The sequence below is a fragment of the Streptomyces sp. NRRL B-3229 genome, assembly GCF_000719505.1.
Taxonomy (GTDB): domain Bacteria; phylum Actinomycetota; class Actinomycetes; order Streptomycetales; family Streptomycetaceae; genus Streptomyces; species Streptomyces griseorubiginosus.
Map to the genome: position 1 here is coordinate 233,246 of NZ_JOGP01000001.1, position 11,295 is coordinate 244,540.

An 11,295-nucleotide genomic window follows, 5' to 3' on the forward strand; every position below is an offset into this window, starting at 1 on the left:
CACTGTGCGAAAGCGGGCGTGCCGTACGGACTCTGACACCTCTTCGGACCGACCGCCGTGCCGACCGGCACGGCGGCGTCACGCGTACTCCAACCCAGTGGCAGGTTCCGGTCAAGGGCTCATCAAATGCAGGACGTCCCCCGGCGCCGGTGGTCGGGTGCTGCACAAGGGCCGTACGACCACCTTTCCCCGGAGGATCCGGTGTCAGCACCCACCCGTAAGAGACGATGGCTCGCGATCTGTGCCATCACCGCATCCGGCGTTCTCGTCGCGACACCCGCGGGCGCCGCGTCCGGCAAGGGGCATGTTCCCTTCGGTACTCGCGCACTCGACCGACTCGCCGCCCAGCGTGAGCAGTCCACCGGCATGCTCAGCCCCGACGTGGCCGAGGACGACGACGACGGCAACGAGGCCGACGAGATAGCCGAGGGGGCGGACCAGTACGCCGAGGCGCGCACCTCGCCCGGCGTCGTCGCCCCCGGCGCGTACGGCGCCGCCTGGAGCAGCCTGGCCAATCTGCCCTCCACCAAGGGCAGTTGGCGCAACATCACCGACCTGCCGTACAACTCCGACGATCCCCGCTACCGCGACATCGACTCCAACTCCAGCGGCGGATCCGGCAACGTCACCGGCCGGATGGCCGCGATCGCCGCCGACGACGACGGGTACGTGTACGCGGGCAGCGCCGGCGGCGGCGTCTGGCGGTCCGGGCGCGGCGGCGGGCACTGGAAGCCGATCAGCGACAGGCTGCCGACCCAGTCCACCGGGGCGCTCGCGCTCGACGGGGCAGGCAGGCTGTGGCTGGGCACCGGCGAGGCGACCACCAACGCGGACGCCTATCTCGGCAGCGGCGTCTACGTCCTCTCCGACCCGCACCACGGCACCTTCTCGACCCGCAGCCGAGTCGGCGGCGACGAGCTGGAGTCCACCACCATCCACCAGCTGCGCTTCGGCGGCGGCAAGGTGTGGGCGGCGACCAGCGAGGGCGTCTGGAGCCACTCCACGAAGACGCTGAAGGGCTCCTGGAAGCTGGAGTTCGCGCCCAACCCCGCCTATCTGCCGGGCGGTTCACTGGCCCACGACCCCGCCGCCCCGTACAAGAACATCACCAACGACATCGCGATCGACCCGAAGGACCCGGGCAAGGTCGTGCTCGCCGTCGGCTGGCGCAGCGGTGACGACTACAACGGCTTCTACACCAAGGTCCACGGCACCTGGACCCGGATCACCAGCGGCCTGGGCGACCTGCCCGCCGACGCGGACGACGTCGGCAGCGTCACCTTCGCCCGCTCCGCCGACGGCTCCCGCTACTACGCCATCGACGAATCCCCCGAACAGCTCAACACCAACCCCGACAGCGGCCTTGAGGGCATCTACGTCTCCAAGTCCGGTGCGCCGACCGGCCCTTGGACGAAGATCGCCGACTACAAGGTGCTGGCCGGCTCCGGTTCCGCGCTGACCAGCGCCGGCTACATGCCGGGCGTGCAGGCCTGGTACAACCAGTTCCTCACCGTCGACCCCAGCGACCCTGACCACGTGTACGCGGGCCTCGAAGAGGTCTACGAGTCCAAGGACGGCGGCTCCACCTGGTCGACGGTCGGGCCGTACTGGAACTTCAACTTCCCCTGCTGGTCCATCGACCCCGCCAAGCAGTCCGGTGACTGCAACCAGACCACGCACTCCGACCAGCACGGCGTCGCCATCGGCCGCTACCACGGCAAGAGCTTCGTGTACGTCGGCAACGACGGCGGCGTCTACAAGCGCCCGGTGAACGGCTCCCAGGACGCCTCGGGGCACGCCACCGACTGGACCTCGCTCAACGACGGCACCATCGACACCCTCCAGTACTACTCGGTGGGCATCGGCAAGGACCTCGACCACGGCGGTGTCTCCGTCACCGGCGGCCTCCAGGACAACGGTCAGTCCGTGCTGCGCAGCAACGACAAGGTGATGGGCTCCAACTTCGGCGGCGACGGCGGCGACACCCTCACCGACCCCGCCAACGGCTGCGACATCGCCGAGGAGTACGTCTACCTCGCCATCCAGGTGACCCAGAACTGCGCGGTCAACGACGGCAGTTGGATCACCGACCCGAGCAAGGCGACGTCGTACGGTGTCGCCCCGCCCGACAACGCCACCAGTGAGGCGCGTTTCATCGCCCCGCTCGCGGCCGACGCGAAGAACAGCTCGACGTGGATCGCGGGCGGCCGGCACATCTGGGTGCAGACCCATGGCTACGCCATCCGCAGCGGCTCCGAGTGGAAGAGCGTCTACGACCTCGGCGAGGGCCACACCGCGACCGCCGTCGCCGCCTCGGGCGGCAAGGTGTACGCGGCCTGGTGCGGTCCCTGCAACAACCAGGGCTTCACCCGCGGCATCGCCGTCGGCAACGCGGACGGCACCGGCTGGCACGACATCGCCCTGCCCGCCACCGGCGCGGACGGCACCGTGCCCAACCGCTACCTCAGCGGGTTCGCCGTCGATCCGAAGAACGCCGACCACGTCTACCTCACGGTCAGCGGCTTCTCCCGGCAGTGGACCGAGGGACCGGGCGCCGGCGTGGGCCATCTCTTCGAATCGAAGGACGGCGGCACCACCTGGAAGGACGTCTCGGTGAACCTTCCCGACGTGCCGGCCGACTCCGCGGTCGTGACCCCGAACGGCGGGCTCGCCGTCGCCACCGACCTCGGTGTCGTCTACCGGGCGCCGGGCCGCAGCAAGTGGCAGCGGGTCGGTTCGCTCCCGGCCGTCGCCGTGCTCCAGCTGAAGCTGAGCCCCGACGGCCGCACGCTGTACGCGGCCACCCACGGCCGTGGCATCTACACCATCCCGGTGAGCGACTGCCGCTGACGCACAGCACGCGGTCCGTTGACGGAGGGGTGACCCCGGAAACCCGGGGTCACCCCTCCCGCGCGTACGGCGTCACCGTCACGTCGAGCGTGAAGCCGACACCCCCGGTGCCCGCCAGATCCGGTTCCTTCGCCGACACGGTGATCTCGGCGCTGCCGCCCCGGGCCCCGGCGGCCCGCAGCGAGACGTGCGCGGTGCCGTCGGCGGCCACCTGCCGGCCGGTCACCAGGACGAGGGCGGGCGCCGAACTCCGTACGGCCGTCCACCGCTTGCCGTCGGCACGGGGGCTCAGGACCAGGGAGAGGACCGTTCCGGGCCGCACGCACACCGGCCGCCGGACGGGGTCGCCGGGTGCCACGCTGACCTGCGCCCGGCCCGCGACGCAGCCCGCGCCCGAGGCAGCGGGCGGCGAAGCCGAAGCGGACGGCGCCGGCCGCGTCGGACTCCCGGACGGAGCCTGCGACGAAGACGAAGGGGGCACGGAGGATGGAGCGGTCGGACTTCCGGCCGACGTCCTCCCCGACGGACCCTCCGAAGGACCCTGCGTCGCCGAGCCACCGGTGTCCGAGGTCCCGCACCCGGCCAGCACTCCCACCAGGGCGATCACACACCCCCCGATCCGCCACCACCGCATTCCCGCACCTCCGACCGTTCACCTGCCACCAGCATGCTCCGCCGGCAGCCGACGGACCGCCGGAACCGAAGAGCCTTACGGAGGTATGACGTGGTGGCGCTGTTGCGGGATCCCGCGCCGGCACGGACCTAGCGTGGCCGTATGCGTGTACTGGTCACCGGCGGTGCCGGGTTCATCGGGTCCCATGTCGTCACCGCGCTCCGGGAGCGTGGGCACGAACCTGTCGTGTTCGACGTCCGGGAGGATCCCGGGGCGGACGTGCGGGATCCGGCGGCCGTCCGGCGCGCCCTGTCCGGCGTGGACGCCGTATGTCACCAGGCCGCGAAGGTCGGCCTCGGCAACGGTGTCGCCGACGCGGCCGAGTACGCCTCCCACAACGACGTCGGCACGGCCGTCCTGCTGGCCGCCATGGCGGAGGCGGGCGTACGGCATCTCGTGCTGGCCGGGTCGATGGTCGTGTACGGCGAGGGACGGTACGCGTGTCCGGAGCACGGGGTGGTGCGGCCCGGTCCGCGTGCCGTCGCCGACCTCGACGCGGGCCGTTTCGAACCCGTCTGCCCTGTCTGCGGTGCTCCCCTCGCACCCGGCCTGACCGGCGAGGACACCCCGGCCGACCCCCGGAACGTGTACGCGACGACCAAGCTCGCCCAGGAGCACCTGGCCGCCGCGTGGGCCCGCTGCGCCGGCGGATCGGCGGTGTCCCTGCGGTACCACAACGTGTACGGCCCCGGGATGCCGCGCGACACCCCGTACGCCGGGGTCGCCTCCTTCTTCCGTTCGGCGCTGGCCCGCGGGGAGGCGCCCCGGGTCTTCGAGGACGGCGGCCAGCGGCGGGACTTCGTCCATGTGCGGGATGTGGCCGCGGCCAACGCGGTGGCACTGGAGGCCTCGACGGCGCCGGGCGCGCTGACGGCGTACAACACCGGCAGCGGCGACCCGCACACCGTCGGCGAGATGGCCCGCGCGCTGGCCGCGGCGTACGGCGGTCCCGCGCCGGTCGTGACCGGTGAGTACCGGCTGGGCGACGTACGGCACATCACCGCGGACTCCTCGCGGCTGCGGGACGCACTCGGCTGGAAGCCGGAGACGGTGTTCGAGGACGGCATGGCCGAGTTCGCGCGGGCCGGGATGCGCGACACGCGGCAGCCGTAACGCCCGCTCCACGGTCCGGTGGTGCTGCCCGTGTCATGAAGCGGCGGCGGGCAGCACCACCTCGAAGCGGCAGCCGCCGGGGATGTTGCGGGGTCGGCGGCGACGCCGTCCTCCAATGCCTCCGACATGGCGCGCGCGCAGACCGGCCGGCGGGAGTGCGCAGGTCGTGCGAGATCCAGGCGACGAGTTCGCGCCGGGAGGTCTCCAACGCCCGCTCCCGCTCCCGGAATTCGGCGAGCCGCGCGCTGGTGGCCGCCAACTCGCGACTGAGCGCGTCCAGTTCGGCGGCGGCGGGCTCGGCGGGCGGTGAAGGCGCCGCCGTCACCGAAGGAGCGTGCTGCTATGGCCAGTTCGTGGCTGAGGGCGACGACCCAACGACCCAGCAGGAGGGCGATGGCCAGGGAGACGACGGCCGCCATGGCGACGACGGTCGTGACGACGGTGAGGTCATGCGGGGGGGAGGAACATCGCCCAGGCGACGGCGAGGTGCTGGCCCGGCGAGGGCCGCTGGGACACCGCCCTGCTCATGGACGGCGATGTCGGTATCGGCGGCGACCCGTGCGCCCTCCTGGACCGGATGGCACAACTCCTGCGTCCGGGTGGCCTGTTGATTGCCGAGACCTCCGCGGTGGACGTCGACGAGCGCGTCCGGGTGGCGGTCGTCGGCCCCACCGGCGCACGCGGCGCCGGCGAGGCCTTCCCCTGGGCGCGGCTCGGCACCAGGGCACTGCTCCGGTACGCGCGCGGCTGGGAGCGGGCAGGTCAGTGGACGGCCGGCGGACGCTGCTTCGCCGCCCTGCGCACCCGCGGCCGCAGCAGCCGTAGCACGAGCAGCAGCGCCGAGCCGCCGAACAGAACCGCGGTGATCAGCAGCCAGCGGGCCAGGAACACGTCCCCGGGCAGCCCGGTGGCGGAGCGGTAACGGCTCTCCACCATGCCGCTGATCAGCGGGAACCACACGAGCAGCAGCAGCGCGGAAAGGGCGGCCGGTACCCGCACGTACCCCGCCCGCTCCCGGCGCGTGCCGAGCCCCCGCAGGAGCGCCCGGTCCAGGGCCGCGTACAGCGGCAGCAGGACGAGATCGTGCAGCAGGGCCGCTCCGACGAACCACAGCGCCACACCGAACCAGTCGTCGTCGAGGAGCCGTACGCCCGCGTACCCGGCCAGCGCGAACGAGGCCGCGAGCAGGAGGAGTTGGAAGGGGCTGCCGACAGCAATCCGCGGTCGCATCACAGGTCTCCGAAGGTCATCCGGGCCACCCACTTGGTGTTGAGCACACCGGGCGCGGCGGGCACGATGATCCGTGCCGGGTGGCCGTGGTCGGGGGACAGCGGCTCGCCGTTGACGAACAGGGCGAGCAGGGAGCGCGGGTCGGCCACCTGGTTGGCGCGCAGGGCGGCCCGCCGGAAGGAGCCGTGCCGTTGCAGGGACTCCACGAAGACGTCCGGCGGATCGTCCTCGTGGCCGACGAGCGCGGCGAGGTCCCGCAGCCGCACCCCGCGCCACCACTGGTCGGCGGTCGACCAGCCCTCCACGCAGGCGATGGGCAACGCCGAGCTGTACAGGGGCAGTTGGACCAGCTCGGCGCGGCTGAGCCGGACCGTGCCGGTGCGTCCCGTCACGACGACCCGCCACGCCTCCTCGTCCCTGTCCGCCGCGGTGATCCCGGCGTAGGCGGCGGTCTTGTTGATCTGGAAGCCGTTCGGGCCGACCCCGGGTTCGCCGCCGTGCGGTGCGAGGAGGGCGGTGCGGCGCAGCGGGCCGCCGAGGGTCTGCCCGACGGTGGTGGCGAACAGCAGCAGCGAGCCGCCCCCGACGAACCAGAGGGCACCCCGCCGGGAGACGGTCGGCTCGGCGGGACGCGGGGAGACCAGGTCGTTCTTCTCCTCCGGAACCCTGCGGAGAGTGCGGAGATTGCGCAGCGCGGTCGGCGTCCTGAGCACCGCGTGGGCCAGGAACGCGGCGAAGAACACCCACGCCCCGTAGAAGTGCAGACGGTAGAAGGAGCCCGGGAAGACGTAGTCGAGCTGGACGTTCAGCACCCCGGTCACGAACTCGAAGAGGGCACCGCCGACCAGGAGGAGCAGGGAGATCCGCTCCAGGGCGTGCGCGAGCGAGCGGGCCGGCGGCAGGGTGAACAGCCTCGGCACCACCGACCACAGCTTGGCGAGCAGGACCGGGATCAGGGCGATGCCGAGGGTGACGTGAACGCCCTGGGTGAGCCGGTACAGCCAGTGCGGGTCGGTCGGCCATGCGAAGAGGTAGAAGCCGAGGAGTCCCTTGTCCGGGGTCTTGTCGTTGACCGGCGACAGGTCCGGGTTGTAGGCGGCGTACGACAGCAGGCCCGTCACGAACAGCACGGTGATGCCGACGAGCAGGACCAGGCCCAGCACCGAGGTGAACCCGGGGCCGCGCAAGGGGCTGCGCCAGAAGCCGGGGGAGGTGGGGAGCCTCGGACCGCGTGCATCAAGTGGGTCGCCGGCATCGAGTCCGTCGCCTGCATCAAGTCGGTCGCGGGCATCGCGTGGGTCGTCTCGCATGAGCCGAAGGTAGGCCGGTACCACCCCGCGAGAGGGTTCTCGACTCATGACGAAACTCTGACGTCGCGCCCGGTCGCGCGCCCCCGACCGGCTGTCCGGCCTAGCGTGCCGGTGTGATCCGCACACCGCTGAGGACCCCGCTCCCGACCGCACGCCCCGCCCCTTCCCGCGCCCCGCGCCGGGACCTGTACGCGGCCGGGGCCGCCGTACTGCTCGTGACCGCCGCCGTCCTGGCCGGCCGTCACATCCAAGGGTCTCGCCACACGCTCTTCGTCAACTGGCCACCACTGCTGGCGTCCTGGGACCCGCATCTGGGACCCGGCACGCCGGCCGCCGTCCTGGTGGCGGTCACCGTCGTGGCGTACGGCCCCGCCCTCGGCGTCCGTCTCCCCTGGCGGACCCTGCTGCCGCTGGCGTGGGCCACGGCGACGGCGTGGACCTTCTCGCTCGCCCTGGTCGACGGATGGCAGCGGGGAATCGCGGGCCGGCTCACCGCCCGGCACGAGTACCTCCAGGTCATCGACCGCTTCCATGACATCCGGGGCACCCTGCGGGACTTCACCCACCACATCCTGCTCAACTCCCCCGACCACTGGCCCGCCCATGTCGCGGGCCACCCGCCCGCGGCGCCGCTCACCTTCGTCCTGCTCGACCGGATCGGGCTGGGGGGCGGTGGCTGGGCCGGGGTCTGGTGCGTCACCGTCGGGGCGACGGCCTGTGTGGCCGTGCTGGTCACGGTCCGGGCGCTGGCCGACGAGACGCTCGCGCGCCGGGCCGCGCCCTTCCTGGTCCTTGCTCCGGCCGCGGTGTGGATGGGCACCTCGGCCGACGCGTACTTCGCGGCGGTGGCGGCGTGGGCGGTGGCCCTGCTGGCCCTGGCGGTCACCGGACGGTCCCCGTGGGCGGCGGGCGGGTCCGGGCTGCTCCTCGGCCTGACCTGCTACCTGTCGTACGGCCTCACCCTCGTCGCCGTGATCGCGGCGGCGGTCCTGCTGCTGGGCCGGGACGGGATCCGGCGGCGCCCGATCCTGCTGGTACCGCTGCTCGCCGGTCTCGCGGTGGTCCCGACGGCGTTCACGCTCTCCGGGTTCGACTGGTGGGAGGCGTACCGTCTGCTGGTCACGCGCTACCACCAGGGCGTGGGCGGGGTGCGGCCGTACGGCTACTGGGTGTGGGCCAACCTGGCCTGCACGGTGCTCATCACCGGCCTGGCGACGGTGGCGGGGCTGCGGCGTTCCGTCTCCGGCCTGCTTGTCCGGGACCGTCTCGGCACCTCCGAGCCCCGCCTCGCGCTGCTCGTCTGTGCCGCGCTGCTCGCGCTGCTGGTCGCCGACGTGTCCGGGATGAGCAAGGCGGAGACGGAACGCATCTGGCTGCCGTTCGCGGCCTGGCTGCTGCCCGCGTGCGCGTTTCTTCCCGGCCCCCGCGCCTGGCTGACCACCCAGGCCGTACTCGCCCTCCTCCTGAACCACCTGCTGCTGACGGGCTGGTGAGCACGGGCTGTCGCCGGCAACCACCCGAGTCGGGCCCCATCGGACGCCCGGCCGACCGAGGCGCCCCCACCGCACCCTCGTCCGACCCGCGCAAGCCCCCACCGGCCCGCACTCACCCCCAACGACTCTCCCCACCCCACTCCCCCGATCCCGTGGCCCGCACAACCGCCAGGCGGCGATACGCGGCGCGGGCATGGCCCAGGCGGGCCAGGGTCGTTCCGGTGAGGGCGGCAATGAGCAGGCAGACGAGCCAGAAGGTGTCGCGTTGGACGGACCAACTGAGCGTGCCCGCGGGCGGGATGGCGAAGCCGTTGAGGAAGAGCCAGCACAGGACCGCCGTGCCGGGGGCCGCCGCGAAGCGGGCGCACCAGCCGAGCAGGGAGGCGAGCACGGACAGGACGGCGAGGGCGAGCGCGGGCCTGCCCGGGCCGATGAGCGCGTTCACCGCCGCCACGAGCAGGAGGGAGCCGGCGAAGGCCGCGGACCACACCAGCGTCGTGGACACCGGCTGGGGCACGGGCCGCGCACCCGCGCGCAGGGACACCCACTCGACCACGGTCCGACTCCTTCCGGCAGCACCGCCGACCGACACAGCCTTCCACGGCGGCGCGGTCCGCGGGAGAGCGGGTTCGGCCGGAACGGGGTGCCGAAGAGGCGTCTGTATGTACAAGGGAAAATCCGGTTCATCAGCGCGCAAATGGATCACTGGATCGGTGCAATCGGCACAAATGCCGGCCCGCTTGGCGATCTAGCGTCGAAGCGCACGGGGCCGTACGAGCCAGAAAGGCATCGAGTCACTCATGCCCATCCCGCACACCGACGTCATGCCCGCCCTCGACTTCGACACCCTGACCACCACGCACGAACGAGACCGACCGGCCGCCGACCCCCTCCTGCCGCCGGTCGACGAACTGCCCGCGTCCGCGTCGGAGCCCGAGGCGGTCTGCCGCCGGGTGCGGGACGAGCTGATGCTCGACGGCAACGCGCGGCTGAACCTCGCCACCTTCGTCACCACCTGGATGGAGCCGCAGGCCCGGGAGCTGATGGCGGAGACGGCGGAGAAGAACCTCGCGGACCGCGCGGAGTACCCGCAGATCACGGCCATGGAGGAGCGCTGTGTGCGGATGCTCGCCCGGCTGTGGCACGCGCCGCGCCCGGCGGAGGTGCGCGGCTGTTCCACCACCGGCTCCAGCGAGGCCGCGATGCTCGGCGGGCTCGCCCTCAAGCGCCGCTGGCAGGACCGCCGCCGCGCCCAGGGCAGGGACACCGCGCGCCCGAACATCGTGATGGGCGCGAACGTGCAGGTGTGCTGGAAGAAGTTCGCGAACTTCTTCGAGGTGGAGCCGCGGTACGTCCCGATGGAGCCGGGCCGCTACCACCTCACGCCCGACACCCTGACCGCCCACTGCGACGACAACACCATCGGCGTGGTGGCCGTCCTCGGCTCCACCTTCGACGGCTCCTACGAGCCCGTCGCGGACATCTGCCTGGCCCTGGACGGCTACCAGGCCGCGACCGGCACCGACATCCCGGTGCACGTCGACGGCGCGTCCGGTGCCATGGTGGCCCCCTTCCTCGACCCCGGCCTGATGTGGGACTTCCAGCTGGAGCGGGTGGCGTCCATCAACACCTCGGGCCACAAGTACGGGCATGTCTTCCCCGGCCTCGGCTGGGCCCTGTGGCGGGACGCCGAGGCCCTGCCCGACGACCTGGTCTTCGAGGTGGACTACCTCGGCGGCAGCTCCCCGAGCTTCACCCTGAACTTCTCGCGTCCGGGCGCGCACGTGGTCGCGCAGTACTACAGCTTCTTGCGGTACGGCTTCGAGGGGCTGCGGGACCTGGCGGCGCGCAGTCGTACGACGGCCCGCGCACTGGCCGACCGGATCGCGGCCATCGCCCCCTACGAGCTGGTCACGGACGGCTCCGAACTGCCCGCTTTCGCCTTCCGGGTGGCGCCCGGCACCGAGGGCCTGACGGTGTTCGACGTCTCCCACGCCATGCGCGCCCGGGGCTGGCACCTGCCCGCGTACACCTTCCCGGCGCCCTGCCAGGACGTCTCCGTGCTGCGGGTGGTGGTCCGCACCGGGTTCACCGCGGAACTCGCCGGCATGTTCGTCGCCGACCTGACGGAGGTCACCAGGCGCCTGCACACCGACCGGCCGGCCCCCCGGCTCGGCTGACGCCCCACCGACTCGGCGTCGCGGTCAGTCGGCGCAGGCTCCCAGCGAGGCGCGGACGAGAGCGCTCAGCTCGTCGTCGGTGACGTCCGCCGCCTCGCCGGAGCGCAGCCGGAGGGTGCCCTTCCCGCTGAGGAGCCGCGGGTGCCGGGCGAGGAGGTCGGCGCCGGCGTCCGCGTCCCAGCCGTAGAGGGACACGCCGTGCCGCCACACACCCACGTGCAGCCCGCGGGCGCCGGCCCGGTAGGTGGGCATGCCGTAGGAGAGCCCGACCGTCGCCTCGGGGTACGCCGCCAGGACCAGCCGGTGGATGCGGTCGAAGAGCGGTCGGTGCTCGGGGGCGATGCCGTCGATATAGGCCTGTACGTCAGCGTCCATACGCCCTATTTGTACAGGGGAGACCGGCGTCACAGTGACGTTGCGGGCAAGGTCACAGCCGTGCCCTCTGC

General features: G+C 72.5%; 9 protein-coding genes and 1 pseudogene. 4 read left to right on the forward strand and 6 right to left on the reverse strand.

Annotated elements, in window-relative coordinates; genetic code table 11:
* The first annotated feature begins 201 nt into the window (after window positions 1-201).
* On the forward strand, window positions 202-2,850 hold the full coding sequence (locus IF54_RS0101060) for a hypothetical protein (RefSeq protein WP_030313429.1): 2,649 nt from the start codon (window positions 202-204) through the stop codon (window positions 2,848-2,850).
* Window positions 2,851-2,899: 49 nt separating this feature from the next.
* Here IF54_RS0101060 and IF54_RS0101065 read toward each other — a convergent pair whose 3' ends face one another.
* Window positions 2,900-3,208: a hypothetical protein gene (locus IF54_RS0101065; RefSeq protein WP_030313430.1), complete on the reverse strand. Its 309-nt coding sequence runs from the start codon at window positions 3,206-3,208 to the stop codon at window positions 2,900-2,902.
* 417 nt (window positions 3,209-3,625) lie between these two features.
* Here IF54_RS0101065 and IF54_RS0101070 point away from each other — a divergent pair, with 417 nt between their 5' ends.
* Window positions 3,626-4,636, forward strand: coding sequence for an NAD-dependent epimerase/dehydratase family protein (locus tag IF54_RS0101070; protein WP_030313431.1), 1,011 nt, complete (start codon window positions 3,626-3,628; stop codon window positions 4,634-4,636).
* A gap of 89 nt (window positions 4,637-4,725) precedes the next feature.
* Here IF54_RS0101070 and IF54_RS43175 read toward each other — a convergent pair.
* The 3 genes and pseudogenes from IF54_RS43175 to IF54_RS0101080 form a co-directional block, all read right to left on the reverse strand.
* Window positions 4,726-5,122, reverse strand: a pseudogene (locus tag IF54_RS43175) (two-component sensor histidine kinase); the annotation flags it as partial.
* A 276-nt stretch (window positions 5,123-5,398) separates the two neighbouring features.
* Window positions 5,399-5,866 (reverse strand): hypothetical protein, encoded by a 468-nt coding sequence (locus tag IF54_RS0101075; protein WP_030313433.1) that lies wholly within the window; start codon window positions 5,864-5,866, stop codon window positions 5,399-5,401.
* A complete protein-coding gene (locus tag IF54_RS0101080; protein WP_078851857.1) occupies window positions 5,866-7,176 on the reverse strand; it encodes a molybdopterin-dependent oxidoreductase in 1,311 nt (436 codons plus the stop codon). Before IF54_RS0101080 ends, IF54_RS0101075 begins: the two co-directional genes overlap by 1 nt.
* Before the next feature lie 116 nt (window positions 7,177-7,292).
* Here IF54_RS0101080 and IF54_RS0101085 point away from each other — a divergent pair, with 116 nt between their 5' ends.
* Entirely contained in the window at window positions 7,293-8,669 is a 1,377-nt protein-coding gene (locus IF54_RS0101085; protein WP_078851858.1) for a hypothetical protein, read from the forward strand.
* A 112-nt stretch (window positions 8,670-8,781) separates the two neighbouring features.
* Here the strand turns inward: IF54_RS0101085 and IF54_RS0101090 are convergent, their stop codons facing one another.
* Window positions 8,782-9,225, reverse strand: a complete 444-nt coding sequence (locus IF54_RS0101090) for a hypothetical protein (protein WP_030313439.1) — start codon at window positions 9,223-9,225, stop codon at window positions 8,782-8,784.
* 244 nt (window positions 9,226-9,469) lie between these two features.
* Between IF54_RS0101090 and IF54_RS0101095 the strand changes: the two genes are divergently transcribed.
* Window positions 9,470-10,849 carry a glutamate decarboxylase gene (locus tag IF54_RS0101095; protein WP_030313441.1) on the forward strand — a complete coding sequence of 460 codons (1,380 nt, stop codon included), beginning with the start codon at window positions 9,470-9,472 and terminating at the stop codon, window positions 10,847-10,849.
* A 24-nt stretch (window positions 10,850-10,873) separates the two neighbouring features.
* Here IF54_RS0101095 and IF54_RS0101100 read toward each other — a convergent pair whose 3' ends face one another.
* A complete protein-coding gene (locus IF54_RS0101100; RefSeq protein ID WP_030313443.1) occupies window positions 10,874-11,224 on the reverse strand; it encodes an iron chaperone in 351 nt (116 codons plus the stop codon).
* Window positions 11,225-11,295 lie beyond the last annotated feature (71 nt).

Bases quoted from the DNA above. Each gene is read 5' to 3' on its own strand.
- IF54_RS0101070 (WP_030313431.1), top strand. From the start codon at position 3,626: ATGCGTGTACTGGTCACCGGCGGTGCCGGGTTCATCGGGTCCCATGTC.
- IF54_RS0101075 (WP_030313433.1), bottom strand. From the start codon at position 5,866: ATGCGACCGCGGATTGCTGTCGGCAGCCCCTTCCAACTCCTCCTGCTC.
- IF54_RS0101080 (WP_078851857.1), bottom strand. From the start codon at position 7,176: ATGCGAGACGACCCACGCGATGCCCGCGACCGACTTGATGCAGGCGAC.
- IF54_RS0101095 (WP_030313441.1), top strand. From the start codon at position 9,470: ATGCCCATCCCGCACACCGACGTCATGCCCGCCCTCGACTTCGACACC.
- IF54_RS0101100 (WP_030313443.1), bottom strand. From the start codon at position 11,224: ATGGACGCTGACGTACAGGCCTATATCGACGGCATCGCCCCCGAGCAC.